12 protein-coding genes and 1 riboswitch are annotated in these 14577 nt (G+C 73.4%); of the genes, 9 read left to right on the top strand and 3 right to left on the bottom strand.

Features of this window, described 5'->3' with window-relative positions:
- Positions 1-122: 122 nt before the first annotated feature.
- From CUT44_RS22185 to CUT44_RS22155, 7 genes are all read left to right on the top strand, one after another.
- Entirely contained in the window at positions 123-1346 is a 1224-nt protein-coding gene (locus tag CUT44_RS22185; protein WP_100203687.1) for a cytochrome P450 family protein, read from the top strand.
- A gap of 136 nt (positions 1347-1482) precedes the next feature.
- On the top strand, positions 1483-2484 hold the full coding sequence (locus tag CUT44_RS34570; RefSeq protein WP_100203686.1) for a LysM peptidoglycan-binding domain-containing protein: 1002 nt from the start codon (positions 1483-1485) through the stop codon (positions 2482-2484).
- A gap of 238 nt (positions 2485-2722) precedes the next feature.
- A riboswitch (cyclic di-AMP (ydaO/yuaA leader) is annotated at positions 2723-2896 on the top strand.
- 4 nt (positions 2897-2900) lie between these two features.
- Entirely contained in the window at positions 2901-3584 is a 684-nt protein-coding gene (locus CUT44_RS22175) for a LysM peptidoglycan-binding domain-containing protein (RefSeq protein WP_100203685.1), read from the top strand.
- A 300-nt stretch (positions 3585-3884) separates the two neighbouring features.
- Positions 3885-5174, top strand: coding sequence for a phosphopyruvate hydratase (eno, locus tag CUT44_RS22170; protein ID WP_100203684.1), 1290 nt, complete (start codon positions 3885-3887; stop codon positions 5172-5174).
- Positions 5175-5398: 224 nt separating this feature from the next.
- Positions 5399-5989, top strand: coding sequence for an FtsB family cell division protein (locus tag CUT44_RS22165; RefSeq protein ID WP_233221563.1), 591 nt, complete (start codon positions 5399-5401; stop codon positions 5987-5989).
- Between the two features lie 51 nt (positions 5990-6040).
- Entirely contained in the window at positions 6041-6622 is a 582-nt protein-coding gene (locus tag CUT44_RS22160) for a DUF501 domain-containing protein (RefSeq protein ID WP_100203683.1), read from the top strand.
- A complete protein-coding gene (locus CUT44_RS22155; protein ID WP_100203682.1) occupies positions 6619-7575 on the top strand; it encodes a Ppx/GppA phosphatase family protein in 957 nt (318 codons plus the stop codon). Before CUT44_RS22160 ends, CUT44_RS22155 begins: the two co-directional genes overlap by 4 nt.
- Before the next feature lie 48 nt (positions 7576-7623).
- Here CUT44_RS22155 and CUT44_RS22150 read toward each other — a convergent pair whose 3' ends face one another.
- On the bottom strand, positions 7624-7893 hold the full coding sequence (locus CUT44_RS22150) for a type II toxin-antitoxin system RelE family toxin (protein WP_100203681.1): 270 nt from the start codon (positions 7891-7893) through the stop codon (positions 7624-7626).
- Positions 7890-8162: a type II toxin-antitoxin system Phd/YefM family antitoxin gene (locus CUT44_RS22145; RefSeq protein WP_100203680.1), complete on the bottom strand. Its 273-nt coding sequence runs from the start codon at positions 8160-8162 to the stop codon at positions 7890-7892. Before CUT44_RS22145 ends, CUT44_RS22150 begins: the two co-directional genes overlap by 4 nt.
- Positions 8163-8757: 595 nt before the next feature.
- Here CUT44_RS22145 and CUT44_RS22140 point away from each other — a divergent pair.
- Positions 8758-10149, top strand: coding sequence for an NAD(P)/FAD-dependent oxidoreductase (locus CUT44_RS22140; protein WP_100203679.1), 1392 nt, complete (start codon positions 8758-8760; stop codon positions 10147-10149).
- Positions 10150-10435: 286 nt separating this feature from the next.
- Positions 10436-11770 (top strand): SAM-dependent methyltransferase, encoded by a 1335-nt coding sequence (locus CUT44_RS22135; protein ID WP_100203722.1) that lies wholly within the window; start codon positions 10436-10438, stop codon positions 11768-11770.
- Positions 11771-11894: 124 nt separating this feature from the next.
- On the opposite strand, the gene CUT44_RS22130 is transcribed toward CUT44_RS22135, so the two are convergent.
- The gene (locus tag CUT44_RS22130) at positions 11895-14453 is read right to left on the bottom strand and encodes an ABC transporter permease (protein WP_100203678.1); all 2559 of its coding nucleotides are present in this window, start codon (positions 14451-14453) and stop codon (positions 11895-11897) included.
- Positions 14454-14577 lie beyond the last annotated feature (124 nt).

Genomic DNA, 14577 nt, shown 5'->3' with positions numbered 1-14577 from the left:
CCGGGTGGGGAGGGAAGCGAACGCGTGCACCGGCGGCGCGTTAGCGTCGGGGCGTGCACCAGGAGAACCGAGGCCCGGAAACCTGCCCGAACACCCGGCCGGACACCGCCGCACCGCCGCCGATGCCCGCCCTGTTCACCCACGAGTTCGCCACCGACCCGTACCCCGCGTACGCCTGGCTGCGCGAGCACGCGCCGGTGCACCGGACCGTGCTGCCCAGCGGGGTGGAGGCCTGGCTGGTGACCCGGTACGCCGACGCCCGCGAGACGCTGGCCGACCCGCGGCTGAGCAAGAACCCCGCCCACCACAGCGAGACCGCGCACGGCCGGGGGAAGATCGGCATCCCCGGGGAGCGCAGCGCGAACCTGATGACGCATCTGCTCAACATCGACCCGCCCGACCACACCCGGCTGCGGCGGCTGGTGTCCAAGGCGTTCACCCCGCGCCGGGTGGCGGCCTTCGAGCCGCGGGTGCGGGAGCTGGCCGACCGGCTCGTCGACGGCTTCGCGGGGCGCGGGAGCGCCGACCTCATCCACGAGTTCGCCTTCCCGCTGCCCATCTACGCCATCTGCGACCTGCTCGGCGTCCCCGCCGGGGACCAGGACGACTTCCGCGACTGGGCGGGCATGATGATCCGCCACGACCGCGGGCCGCGCGGCGGGGTGGGCCGGGCGGTGAAGCGGATGCGCGCGTATCTGGCCGAGCTGATCCACCGCAAGCGCGCGGAGCCGGGCGACGACCTGATCTCCGGACTGATCCGGGCGAGCGACCACGGCGAGCACCTGACGGAGAACGAGGCCGCCGCGATGGCCTTCATCCTGCTGTTCGCCGGGTTCGAGACCACCGTGAACCTCATCGGCAACGGCACCTACGCCCTGCTGCGCCATCCGGAGCAGCGCCGGCTCCTGCAGGACGCGCTGGCCGCCGGGGACACCGGGCGGCTGGAGAGCGCGGTGGAGGAACTGCTGCGCTACGACGGGCCGGTGGAGCTGGCCACCTGGCGGTTCGCCACCGAGCCGCTGGAGCTGGGCGGGCAGCGCGTGGAGGCCGGCGACCCGGTACTGGTGGTGCTGGCGGCCGCCGACCGCGATCCGGAGAGGTTCGCCCGTCCGGACACGTTGGACCTTACACGTAGTGACAGCCAGCATCTCGGCTACGGGCACGGCATCCACTACTGTCTGGGGGCGCCGCTGGCCCGGCTGGAGGGACGGGTCGCGCTGTCCGCCCTGCTGGGCCGCCTCCCTGACCTGCGACTCGCGGCGGAACCGCCCGAATTGCGGTGGCGCGGCGGTCTGATCATGCGTGGACTGCGGGCACTCCCGGTGGAGTTCGACCCGGTACTGTGATGACACAGTGTCACTTGCGTGACCTACGCGTGATCTACGCGACACTGGCTTGTGATGATCCGTCTCGGGCGCTACGTTCTGCCGTCAACACCCCCGCAGAACCTTTCTGTCTCCCCACGTACGAGAGGCCCCACACATGCTCTCCGGGACCGGTAAGCACCGCCGCCCCCGTCAGGCCCCCGCCGCGTTCGTCACGGCGGGGATGACCGGCGCGGGAATCGCCATACCCCTCCTCGGCGCGTCGGGCGCCCAGGCGGCCGACCTCGACACCTGGGACCGGGTCGCACAGTGCGAGAGTGACGGCCTGTGGAGCGCCGACACGGGCAACGGCTACTACGGCGGCCTCCAGCTCACCCAGGGGCTCTGGGAGGAGTACGGCGGCATGTCCTACGCCGACCGCCCCGACCTGGCCAGCCGCAGCCAGCAGATCGCGGTGGCCGAGAAGATCCTCGCCGACCGGGGGCCGGAGGCCTGGCCCGGCTGCGGCATCAACGCCGGACTGCGCTACGACACCACCGGTGAGGCCCCCGCCATCGCCCCCGAGAACTACCTGCCCGGCGAGGCGCCCGCCGCCCCGTCGGTTCCCGCCGCCGGGACGAAGAGCGCGGACGGCGCTCCCGGGAAGACCGAGAAGACCGGGGAGACCGGGGAGACCGGGAAGGCCGGGGAGACCGCGAAGACCGACGGGGAGGCGGACGACTCCGCCGGCGGAGCGGCCACCGAGAGCCCCGGGGCGGAGACCGTCGAGGAGACCGGGAAGGCCGGTACGGATCCGGCCGCCGGAGCCGAGGACCCGGCCGGGGCCGGTCCGACGGAGGGTGCCGGGAAGCACCGCGGCGAGCGCGACCCGCTCGAACTGGAGCTGGAACAGCAGGCGGACACCGAGGGCACCGGGGACACCGAGGGCGCCGCGGACACCGGGGACGCCGGGGAGGCGGCCGACCGCTCCGACGCGGCCACCGCGGGCGGTCAGGAGACCCTCGCCGCGGGGGACTACCTCGTGCAGCCGGGGGACTCGCTCGTGCAGATCGCCCAGAAGCACGAGCTGACCTGGAGCGAGCTGTACGAGTCGAACAAGGACGTCCTCGGTGAGAACCCGGACCTGATCGTGCCGGGGCAGGGGATCGAGCTCGACTGAGCCCGCGGAATGACCCTTCCGGACCAATTCCGGCGCCTTGCGGCGTGTCCTCGCTGTCCGGCCTAACGCCGACTCCCTGACCTGCGCACTCCACCATTCTGACCGTCAGGAAGGGTGACGGGACGGGTTCTGACATGTTTTGAGGTATTTGCCCGGGTGTGCTTACGGTCTACTCGCTCGCGACCGCGAGTGCCATCGACCGCAGCGCCGAATCCTGCCGGCGGCCGGTGGGGTAGTCGTCGCGTCAGCGCCGCTGGCAGGAGCGGGGGAACCAGGTAGGCGCCGCCGCGGGCGTACCGCGCCCGCGGCGGCTTGGGGTGAAGCCGGTACGGGGACGCCCGTCCCCGTACCGGCCGGGCTGCTCACGGCCCGAACCCGACAGCTCACCTCGCAGGCGTCGGTGAGTAGGGACGTTCATGCTGTTCACCGCCAAGGGTCACGACAGTCGTACCGCCAAGGCCGTGCGTGCGGCCGCTCTGACCGGCGCCGCGGGCGCCGCCATCGCCGTTCCGCTGGCGGGTGCCCAGGGCGCCGCCGCGGCGTCCGTGGACACCTGGGACCGGGTCGCCGAGTGCGAGAGCAGCGGCAACTGGTCCATCAACACCGGCAACGGCTACTACGGCGGGCTGCAGTTCTCGCAGTCCAGCTGGGAGGCCGCGGGCGGGACCCGGTACGCGCCGCGTGCCGACCTGGCCACCAGAGAGCAGCAGATCGCCGTCGCCGAGCGGCTGCTGGCCATGCAGGGGCCGCGCGCCTGGGGATGCGCGGACGAGGGCGGGCTCACTGCCGGCGGCCCCCGGGCGCAGGTACGCCCGGACGGCGGTGACCGGGGCGGTGCTCCGGCCGGTGACCGGGCCGGCGGGACCGGAGCAGGGGCCGGAACCAGTGCCGAAGCCGAAGCCGGTGCCCGGGCCGGTGCGGAGGACGGAGCCGGCTCCGCCGCGGACGGGACCGGCGCCTACACCGTCCGGCCGGGCGACACCCTGCGGGAGATCGCCGCCGCCCACGGCACCACCTGGCAGAGGCTCTACGAGGCCAACCGGGACGTGGTCGGCGACGACCCCGACCTGATTTTCCCGGGCCAGCAGCTCAGGGTCTGAGCCGAGGTCCGTCACCAGGCGGAGCCGACCCGGTGCGGCGCGTCACCCCTCTTGCGGAGGGTGCGCCGCATCGGGTTTATTTACTTCGGAAACAAAATGGTTCCGTTCCCTGCCGAGCCGGTGTTTCCGCGGTCTTCGACGCCTCTTCGGCGCGTCTTCGCCGACCGTTCGGCCGTACGGCGCGGACTGTCGGCGAGGTGGTGCCGCGGGGCGGATAGGCTCAGGGGCGGCAATCCCGCAGACACCTCAGTCGGACACTCCAGTCGGACACCCAGCCAGACACACACGAAGGAGACCCCCGTGCCGTCCATCGACGTCGTAGTGGCCCGCGAGATCCTCGACTCGCGAGGCAACCCCACGGTCGAGGTCGAGGTCGGCCTCGACGACGGCAGCACCGGCCGCGCGGCCGTCCCGTCCGGCGCCTCGACCGGCGCCTTCGAGGCCCTGGAGCTGCGCGACGGCGACAAGGACCGCTACGGGGGCAAGGGCGTCGAGAAGGCGGTCCTCGCCGTCATCGAGCAGATCGGCCCGGAGCTGGTCGGCTACGACGCCACCGAGCAGCGCCTGATCGACCAGGCGATGTTCGACCTGGACGCCACCCCGGACAAGTCCTCGCTCGGCGCCAACGCCATCCTCGGCGTCTCGCTGGCCGTCGCCCACGCCGCCTCCGAGGCCTCGGACCTGCCGCTCTTCCGCTACCTCGGCGGGCCGAACGCGCACCTGCTGCCGGTCCCGATGATGAACATCCTCAACGGCGGCTCGCACGCCGACTCCAACGTGGACATCCAGGAGTTCATGATCGCGCCGATCGGCGCCGAGTCCTTCTCCGAGGCCCTGCGCTGGGGCACCGAGGTCTACCACACCCTCAAGAAGGTGCTGAAGGAGCGCGGGCTGTCCACCGGCCTGGGCGACGAGGGCGGCTTCGCCCCGAACCTCGGCTCCAACCGCGAGGCGCTCGACCTCATCCTGGAGGCCATCGGACAGGCCGGTTACACCCCCGGCCAGGACATCGCCCTCGCCCTGGACGTCGCCGCCTCCGAGTTCCACAAGGACGGCAAGTACGTCTTCGAGGGCCAGGAGCGCACCGCCGCCCAGATGACCGACTACTACGCCGAGCTGGTCGAGGCGTACCCGCTGGTCTCCATCGAGGACCCGCTGTTCGAGGACGACTGGGACGGCTGGAAGACCATCACCGAGCGACTCGGCGACAAGGTCCAGCTCGTCGGTGACGACCTGTTCGTCACCAACCCCGAGCGGTTGGCCCGCGGCATCGAGGAGGGCGCCGCCAACGCCCTGCTGGTGAAGGTCAACCAGATCGGCTCCCTCACCGAGACCCTGGACGCCGTCGAGCTGGCCCAGCGCAGCGGCTTCAAGTGCATGATGTCCCACCGCTCCGGCGAGACCGAGGACGTCACCATCGCCGACCTGGCCGTCGCCACCAACTGCGGCCAGATCAAGACCGGTGCCCCGGCCCGCTCCGAGCGCGTCGCCAAGTACAACCAGCTGCTGCGCATCGAGGAGATCCTCGACGACGCCGCGGTGTACGCCGGACGCTCGGCGTTCCCGCGGTTCCGCTCCGCGGGCCAGTGAGCGCAGCCGCTCCGCGGACCAGTAGGCGCAGTCGCTTCCGCGGGCCGGTGAGCGCAGCCGCTTCCGCGGACCAGTAGGCACGGCAGGCCCGGCCGGGCCGGCGGGCGGCCGCCGCGCCGGGCACCGCCCCCGCCCTCCCGCAGCCACCGTCCCGTACGGTGGCGGGAGGGCGGGGGCACACGTCCGTGCGACGACCGCGCGCGGAGCAGGACAGGGGAGGCGAGGTGGCCGCGGAACGGGAGCGGTTCTCCACCGCGACCAGGCTCAGGGCGCTGGGGACCCAGGCGGCGGAGCGCGTCTACCGGGCGCAGCACCGCCGGATGCGCGCTCCGCGGCGCAGCAGGCTGACCGGCCGCGCCGCGCTCCTGGTGCTCGTGCTGTGCTCGCTCGTCGTCGTCCTCGCCTATCCGATGCGGCAGTACGTCTCGCAGCGCGCGGAGATAGCCGAGCAGCGCCGCCTGGTGGAGGAGAAGCGCGAGCGCGTCGAGCGGCTGCGCGACGAGAAGGCCCGCTGGCAGGACCCCGCCTATGTGGAGCGGATGGCCCGCGAGCGCCTGCTCTACCTGCGCCCCGGCGAGACCGGCTTCCTCCTGCCGGACGACACGGCCGGCCCGGACCGGGAGCGGGAGCGGGACGCCGACGGGGCCTCCCGCGCCCGGCGCTCCCCCGACGGCCGGGAGGCGGCCCCCGGCCGGCCCTGGCACCGGCGGCTGTGGGAAGGCCTGGACGCGGCGGACGCCGGGGCCGCCGAGGACCCCGCCGAGGACCCCGCCGAGGACCCGGGCGGCCGGCCGCCCGACACCGGCCGCCCCTGACCGCCCGCGCCCCGGCCCCTTCCGACTCCCGACGCCACCTTCCGAGGAACCATGCGAACACCCCCGCCCCGCACCCCGCCCACCGCGCCCACCGAGGCCGACACCGAGGCCTTCCGGCAGCAGCTCGGCCGTCCGCCGCGCGGTCTGCGCGCCATCGCGCACCGCTGTCCCTGCGGCCTGCCCGACGTGGTGGAGACGGCGCCCCGGCTGGAGGACGGCACGCCCTTCCCGACGACGTACTACCTCACCTGCCCGCGCGCGGCCTCCGCGATCGGCACGCTGGAGGCCGAGGGCGTGATGCGGGAGATGACCGAGCGGCTGCGGACCGACCCGGAGCTGGCCGCGGCCTACCGCCGGGCGCACGAGGACTACCTCGCCCGCCGGGACGCCATCGAGGTGCTGGCGGGCTTCCCCAGCGCGGGCGGGATGCCCGACCGGGTCAAGTGCCTGCACGTCCTGGTGGCCCACTCGCTGGCCGCCGGACCGGGCGTCAACCCGCTGGGCGACGAGGCGATCGCCATGCTGCCCGAGTGGTGGCGCAAGGGGCCGTGCGTGTGCGCGGCCGGTACGGAGGACGGGGCCGGGGACCGCGGGACCGGGCGGCCGGCCGGAGGACAGGGGAGCACCGCATGACCAGGGTCGCCGCCGTCGACTGCGGTACGAACTCCATCCGGCTGCTGGTGGCCGATCTCGACCCGGCCGCCGGAGTCCTGACCGACCTCGACCGCCGTATGACCGTCGTCCGGCTCGGCCAGGGCGTCGACCGCACCGGGCGGCTGGCCCCCGAGGCACTGGAGCGCACCTTCGCGGCCTGCCGCGAGTACGCGGAGGCGATCCGCGCCCACGGTGTCACCCCCGACCGCGTCCGCTTCGTCGCCACCTCGGCCTCGCGCGACGCCGAGAACCGGGACGAGTTCGTGCGCGGGGTGGTGGACATCCTGGGCACCGGGCCCGAGGTGATCACCGGCGACGAGGAGGCCGCGCTGTCCTTCGCCGGTGCCACCCGCGAGCTGACCGGCGGCATGCGCCTGCCCCGGCCGTACCTGGTGGTGGACATCGGCGGCGGCTCCACCGAGTTCGTGGTGGGCGACGACACGGTGCGGGCCGCCCGCAGCGTGGACATCGGCTGCGTGCGGCTGACCGAGCGTCACCTGCTGCGGGACGGGGCGATCGCCGACCCTCCGGTCCCCGGGCAACTCGCCGCGCTGCGCGCCGACATCGACGCCGCCCTGGACCTGGCGGAGAAGACCGTCCCGCTGCGCGAGGCCCGCACCCTGGTGGGTCTGGCGGGCTCGGTCACCACCGTCGCCGCCGTCGCCCTGGACCTGCCGGAGTACGACCCGGCGGCCATCCACCACTCCCGGATCCCCGTCGCGCGGGTCGCCGCGGTCACCGACCGCCTGCTGGCCGCCACCCACGCCGAACGCGCCGCGATCCCGGTGATGCACCCGGGCCGGGTGGACGTGATCGGCGCGGGCGGCCTGATCCTGCGGGCGGTCATGGAGCGGACCGGGGCGGCCGAGGTCGTGGTGAGCGAGCACGACATCCTGGACGGCATCGCCTGGAGCGTGCTGGGCGAGGTGTGAGGGCGCCGGGCGGCCCCGGCCCGGCCCGCCCCGCCCGGCACATTGCGCTCACAGGTTGCGGTAGACGTCCCGGCGGTCACCCACCTTGACGACGAGGACGACGAGTTCGCCGTCGTTGACCTGGTAGGCGACCCGGTAGTTGCCGACCCGGAGCTGGTAGAGGCCCGACGGGCCGGTGAGTTTCCTGACATCGGCGTCCTCGCGGTACGGATCGTCGCCGAGCGCGGTCAGCGCGGTCAGGATGCGCATGGCGTCGGGTCTGCTGACGGCCCGGAGTTGCCGTTGTGCCGCCGTGGTGAACCGGAAGGCGTACTTCACGGCGCCTCGCCGTCCTGCTCGGTGAACAGGTCCGCCAGCAGTTCCGCCATCGTCACCGTGGGGCCGCCCTCGGCCAGGACTGCTTCCGCTTCGCGCGCCAACATCACATCGGCTGCTTCCTCCAGCGCCTCGAAGTCCGAGATCGGAACCACGGCCGCCACCGGCACGCCGTTGCGCGTGACGACCGTCGGAATACCTTCCTCGGCCCGGTTGATGTGGTCCGCGAGGTGCGCGCGGGCTTCCCGTACGGTCACGGTGTTCTCGGTCATGAGGTCAGTGTACGCAGTCGCGTGTACACCTGGCTGCGGTCCGGGAGCCGCGTTCGTGAGCCGTTCTCGGCGGCATCGCCCGGAGCATGCCGGGAACCGGATGGGCGGCCCGGTCACGGCCCGGCCGCCGACCGCCGGCCGTCCGCCTCCCGGGAGGTGGTGCCCCGTGGTGAACTGCCGCCCGAGTGCCCGGAGCCGAAGGGGGTTCGGGACCCGTGGGCGCGCTGGTGGGAGCCGTGTGGCGGAGCTCGCCCGGGGCTCGCCGGAAAACTTCGTGAAGTTCTTCACAAGGAAAACCGCGGGAGCCGTCCACGTTACGGGCCGGTAGGCCGAATTCCGGGTGGCCGGGGCCGGGAGAGGGCGTTTCGAGGTCGTTACGGTGCCGCCTCCGTGGAGGTCCGGCACGTTGCCCGCCGACATCCCCGGCATGAGATCACGCAGCTCACATGGGGTGCGAGGAGGCCTGGACGGCCCGATGTCCCACAGTGCCGCGGAAGGTCCGCATCGTGAGCCGGGGCACTATAACACAGGTACCGTAGGTGCTTGTGAAGGGGCTCACGAGGTACCCCCCGGACGGCGGGGGATACTCGAAGACATGAGCACCACGGAGCGTCCGCGAATCCTCGTAGTGGGTGGCGGGTACGTCGGTATGTACGCAGCGCGCCGCATCCTGAAGAAGATGCGGTACGGCGAGGCGACCGTCACCGTCGTCGACCCGCGCTCCTACATGACGTACCAGCCCTTCCTGCCGGAAGCCGCCGCCGGCTCCATCTCCCCGCGCCATGTGGTCGTCCCGCTGCGGCGCGTGCTTCCCAAGGCGGAGGTCCTCACCGGGCGGGTCACGGCCGTCGACCAGGACCGGAAGGTCGCCACGGTCGCGCCGCTGGTCGGCGAGGCCTACGAGCTGCCCTTCGACTACCTGGTCGTCGCCCTCGGCGCCGTCTCCCGCACCTTCCCGATCCCCGGCCTGGCCGAGAACGGCATCGGCATGAAGGGCGTGGAGGAGGCCATCGGCCTGCGCAACCACGTCCTGGAGCAGCTCGACAAGGCCGACTCCACGAACGACGAGGAGGTCCGCCGCCGGGCGCTCACCTTCGTCTTCGTGGGCGGCGGCTTCGCCGGCGCCGAGACCATCGGCGAGGTCGAGGACATGGCCCGGGACGCGGCGAAGTACTACACCAACGTCCGCCGCGAGGACATGCGCTTCATCCTCGTCGACGCCGCCGACAAGATCCTCCCCGAGGTCGGCCCCGAACTCGGCCGCTGGGGTCTGGAACACCTCAAGAAGCGCGGCGTCGAGGTCTACCTGTCCACGTCGATGGAGTCCTGCGTCGACGGCCACGTGGTGCTCAAGAACGGCCTCGAGGTGGACTCCGACACCATCGTGTGGACCGCCGGTGTGAAGCCCAACCCGGCGCTGGCCCGCTACGGCCTGCCGCTGGGCCCGCGCGGCCATGTGGACGCCGAGGCGACGCTCCAGGTCAAGGGCACCGACCACATCTGGGCCGCGGGCGACAACGCCCAGGTCCCGGACCTCGCCGCCCGCGCGGCGGGCAACGAGAACGCCTGGTGCCCGCCGAACGCCCAGCACGCGCTGCGCCAGGCGAAGGTGCTCGGCGACAACGTCATCGCCGGGATGCGGGGCTTCCCGCAGACCGAGTACCGGCACGCCAACAAGGGCGCGGTGGCCGGGCTCGGCCTCCGCAAGGGCGTCGCGATGATCGCCGTCGGCAAGCGAGTCAAGATCAGGCTCAGGGGCCGGCTGGCCTGGTACATGCACCGCGGTTACCACGGCCTGGCGGTCCCCACCTGGAACCGCAAGATCCGGGTCTTCGCGGACTGGACGCTCGCCCTGTTCCTCAAGCGCGAGGTCGTCTCCCTCGGCGCGGTGCAGAACCCGCGCGAGGAGTTCTACGAGGCCGCCGCGCCGGTCTCGGCCGCGGCACGGGAGTCCGGCGACGCCCGGCCGAAGGCCAGGGCCTCCTGAGGCCGGACGGCGCCGGGCGGTAGCGGACAGCACCGGCGGATCACCGCTCCGGCGCCCTCCGAAGGGCCGCCCGCCTCCCTCGACCGGGGAGGCGGGCGGCCCTTCGCGCTGTCCCCGGCTGTCCTCCGGCCTTTCCCCGGCTTGCCCTCCGCCGCTGCCCGCCCGCCGTGCCGTACGGGCAGCACCGGCCGGTGCGCGGCGCGGCGGCGTGAACGGCGGGGCGCGCGGGGATAGCTGTCTGTGGGTGTGACGGAGCGGAGTGGCCGGCTCCGTGGAAGGGGGACCGGTGGCAGCGCAGACCGCGGCAAGACTCGTCAGAGCCCTGGAGGAGGTGCTGGGCGGGCCCGTGCCCCTGCGGGTGCGGGCCTGGGACCGCAGCGAGGCCGGACCGCCCGGCGGGCCCGTCCTCGTGGTACGGCACCGGCGCGCGCTGCGGCGGCTGCTGTGGAAGCCGGGCGAACTGGGGCTCGTCCGCGCCTGGGTGGCCGGGGAACTCGACATCGAGGGCGACCTGTACGAGGCGCTGGGCCGGCTGGCCGGGCAGGTGTGGGAGCGCCCCGCCGCCCCCGCCCCGCCGCTGCCCCGCCGGCTGGAGAGCCGGTTCGGGCTCGGCCGTGAGCTGCTGGCACTGGCCGGACCGCTGCCCCCGCCGCCCCCGCCGCGCGAGGAGGTCCGGGGCCGCACCGGGCTGCGGCACACCCTGCGCCGCGACCGGCGCGCCGTCAGCCACCACTACGACGTCGGCAACGACTTCTACGCCCAGGTGCTCGGGCCGTCCATGGTCTACTCGTGCGCCTACTGGGACGGCAGTGCCTACGGGGATGCCTACGGGGACGCCGGCGGGCGCCCGGTCATGACGCTGGAGGAGGCGCAGGAGGCCAAGCTCGACCTGGTCTGCCGCAAGCTCGCCCTGGAGCCCGGGCAGCGGCTGCTGGACGTCGGCTGCGGCTGGGGCTCACTGGTGCTGCACGCGGCCCGCGAGTACGGCGTGACGGCGGTGGGTGTCACCCTCTCCCGGGAGCAGGCCGGGCTGGCCCGCAAGCGCGTCGCGGAGGCCGGGCTGGCCGACCGGATCGACATCCGGGTCCAGGACTACCGCGAGGTCGGCGACGGACCCTACGACGCGGTCTCCTCCATAGGGATGGCCGAGCACGTCGGGGCGGCGCGCTACCGCCTGTACGCCGACCGGCTGTACGCGCTGCTGCGGCCCGGCGGGCGGCTGCTCAACCACCAGATCGCCCGGCGCCCGGAGCCGGACGAGGAGAAGTACCGGATGGACCCGTTCATCGACGCCTACGTCTTCCCCGACGGGGAGCTGTCCCCCGTCGGACGGACCGTCACGCTCCTGGAGCGGGCCGGGTTCGAGGTCCGCGACCTGGAGTCGATACGGGAGCACTACGCGCTGACCCTGCGCCGCTGGGTGGCCAATCTGGAGGCCGACCTGCCCCGGGCGGCCCGGCTGGCCGGCCCGGGCCGGGCCCGGGTGTGGCGGCTGTACATGGCGGCCTGCGCGCTCGCCTTCGAGCGCAACGAGATAGGCGTCAACCAGATCCTGGCCGTCCGCACCCCGGGGAGCGGGGTCTCGGGGCTGCCGCTGCGCACCCGCGACTGGCGGGGCTGAACCGGGTCGCCGGGGGCCGGGACCGGCCGGAGACGGCCCGGCACGCGGCACGGCGGCGGCACGGCCGGGGGCCCGGACCGCGAGCGCGGTCCGGGCCCCCGGCCGGTGGGGCCGTCCGGCCGGATCACTCGGTCTTGATGGCCGTCAGCATGTTCATGCGGGCCGCCCGGCGCGCGGGCCACAGCGCGGCCAGGATGCCGACCAGCGCGGCCAGCGCCAGGAAGAGGGCCAGCCGGTCCCAGGGCAGCGCCAGCTCGTAGGTGGTGATCGGGCCGGCGAGCAGCTCGCCGGCGGCCCAGCCGAAGAAGACGCCCAGACCGACCCCGAGCACGCCGCCGAACAGCGAGATGATCAGCGACTCCAGCCGCACCATCCGCTTGACGCCGAGCCGCTCCAGGCCGATCGCCCGCAGCATGCCGATCTCCTGGGACCGCTCGAAGACCGACATCGCCAGGGTGTTGACCACCCCGAGCACCGCGACGATCACGGCCATGGCCAGCAGCCCGTAGAGGACGTTCAGCATGATCGCGATCTCCCCGGCGGCCTTGTCGGAGATGTCCTGCTCGCTCTGGATCTGGATGGCCGGGTTGTCCCCCAGCGCCTTCGCCAGCGCGTCCTTGGCGGAGGCACTCGCGCCGCCCTGGACGGAGAGCATGATCTGCATGCTCTCGATCTTGCCCAGATGGGGGTCGAGGTCGGCGGTGTCGATCAGGGCGCCGTAGAACACCTCGTTGCTGCGGTACACGCCGCCGACGGTCAGCTCACCGCGCTCGCCGTCCTCGTACTCCGCCTCCAGGGAGGTGCCGGCCTTCCAGCCGTTTGCGTCGGCGATCCCGGAGTCCACCAGGATCTTCCCGTCGCCCAGCTCCTCGGACGAGCCCTGGGTGAATTCGAGGCTGGTCAGCTTGCCGAAGCTGTCGGCGTCCACGCCGAAGAGGTCCGCGTACTCGCCGCCGAACTCGGCGTAGGAGGAACGCATCGGGGTGAGGGCCGTGACGTCCTCCCGGTTCTCCAGCGTCTTCTCGACCTCCTCGGAGAGGTAGGAGGGGGTGGCCATGGAGACGACGTAGTCGATCCGGAGGGACTCCGCGGCCATGTTGTCGATGCTCTTCTGGACGCTGCTGGCGATCACGGTCAGTCCGGTGATCAGGGTGAGGCCGATCATCAGCGCGGACGCGGTGGCCGCGGTGCGGCGCGGGTTGCGCGCGGCGTTCAGCCGCGCGAGCCGTCCGGAGACGCCGAACCCGCGCAGGAGGGGGGCGGAGGCGGCTATCAGCGGGCGCGACAGCAGCGGGGTCAGCACGAACACGCCGATCACCGTCAGCACGGCACCCGCGCCCATCAGCGCCTCGCTGTCCTTCATGCCGGTCGCGGCCACCACGAGTGCCGCGCCGCCGGCCGTCAGGACCGTACCTATGGTGTTGCGGACGACCAGGCCGCGGGGGGTGGCGACCGCGTGGACGCTGCTCATGGCGGCGACCGGCGGGATCTTCGCGGCGCGCCGGGCGGGCAGCCAGGCGGCGAGCACGGTGATGACGATGCCGACGGCCAGCGCGGCGACCACGGCGTTCGGCGGGATCACCAGCGGACCGTCCGGGACGGTGAGGTCCAGGGCGCCCAGCAGGGCGCGCAGCCCGGCGCCGATCCCGATGCCCGCCAGCAGACCGACCGCCGCGGCGACCGTGCCGACGACCAGGGCCTCGATCAGCACCGACCGGGTGACCTGGCGGCGGCCGGCGCCGACCGCGCGCAGCAGGGCCAGCTCCCTGGTGCGCTGGGCGACCAGCATGGTGAAGGTGTTGGCGATGATGAAGCTGCCGACGAACAGCGAGATCCCGGCGAAGACCAGCAGGCCGGTGCGCATGCCCTCCATCTGGCTCTCGACCGTCCTGGCCTGGACGGCGGTGAGCTCGTCGCCGGTGACGGCCTCGGCCTGCCGCGGCAGGACCTCCTCGACGCGCTCCTTCAGCTCCGTCTGGGTCACCCCGCCCTCGGCGGCGAGGATGATCTCGGAGTAGTGGCCGGGGGAGGCGAACAGCTTCTGCGCGGTGGCGGTGTCGAACAGGACCAGGACGCCGCCCGCGGCGACGAAGCCGTCGTCGGTGTCGAAGACGCCGGTGACCTTCTCCTCGCGGACGGGGCCGTCGACGGACAGCCGCACGGTGTCACCGACCTCGTAGCCGGTGCGCTCGGCGGTCCTGGAGTCCAGCGCGACCTCTCCGGCCCGCCGCGGGGCACGGCCGTCGCGCAGGTCGTAGCGCGGGTCCTGCCCGCCGTCCACGGCGGCGTGGTTGTTGCCGAAGGTGGACCAGCCGTCGCCGACGAGCTCGCCGTCCTTGTCGGCCAGGGCCACGGTGCCGGTGGCGGTCCCGAAGGCGGACGCGACGCCGTCCACCCCCCGCAGCTTCTCCAGCAGGCCTTCGGTGAGGGCGAGTTCGGGATCGGCCGGCTCGCCGTCCGCTTCCTCGCTTCCCTCGCCTCCCCCGCCGGTGGACCAGTCGGGCTGGACGGAGACGTCGACGGCCTCGTAGCCCTTCTGCGAGCTGCGTTCGAAGGCCTCGGAGAGGGTGGCGGTGAAGACCAGGGTGCCGGCGACGAACGCCACGCCGAGCATCACGGCGAGCGTGGTCATCAGCAGTCTGGCCTTGTGCGCGAGCACGTTGCGCAGGGCGGTTCGGAACATGGGGGATCTCGTGTTCTGGAGTCGGGGTGGCGGGGGTTTCCGGGCGTGCGCGGCGCGGGGACGCGCGCCCGGAGGGCGCGGCGGTCCCCGGGGCGGCCCTGGGGGTCCCCCGGAGGTGCGGTTC

The organism is Streptomyces carminius (genome assembly GCF_002794255.1).
GTDB classification, from domain to species: Bacteria; Actinomycetota; Actinomycetes; order Streptomycetales; family Streptomycetaceae; genus Streptomyces; species Streptomyces carminius.
The sequence above is the reverse complement of the archived record's forward strand: the minus strand, read 5'-3'. Positions and strand labels throughout refer to the sequence as shown.

What these genes read in the sequence shown, in the direction of transcription:
- CUT44_RS22185 (WP_100203687.1), top strand. Translation starts at nt 123, where the DNA reads ATGCCCGCCCTGTTCACCCACGAGTTCGCCACCGACCCGTACCCCGCG.
- CUT44_RS34570 (WP_100203686.1), top strand. Translation starts at nt 1,483, where the DNA reads ATGCTCTCCGGGACCGGTAAGCACCGCCGCCCCCGTCAGGCCCCCGCC.
- CUT44_RS22175 (WP_100203685.1), top strand. Translation starts at nt 2,901, where the DNA reads ATGCTGTTCACCGCCAAGGGTCACGACAGTCGTACCGCCAAGGCCGTG.
- CUT44_RS22160 (WP_100203683.1), top strand. Translation starts at nt 6,041, where the DNA reads ATGCGAACACCCCCGCCCCGCACCCCGCCCACCGCGCCCACCGAGGCC.
- CUT44_RS22155 (WP_100203682.1), top strand. Translation starts at nt 6,619, where the DNA reads ATGACCAGGGTCGCCGCCGTCGACTGCGGTACGAACTCCATCCGGCTG.
- CUT44_RS22145 (WP_100203680.1), bottom strand. Translation starts at nt 8,162, where the DNA reads ATGACCGAGAACACCGTGACCGTACGGGAAGCCCGCGCGCACCTCGCG.
- CUT44_RS22140 (WP_100203679.1), top strand. Translation starts at nt 8,758, where the DNA reads ATGAGCACCACGGAGCGTCCGCGAATCCTCGTAGTGGGTGGCGGGTAC.
- CUT44_RS22130 (WP_100203678.1), bottom strand. Translation starts at nt 14,453, where the DNA reads ATGTTCCGAACCGCCCTGCGCAACGTGCTCGCGCACAAGGCCAGACTG.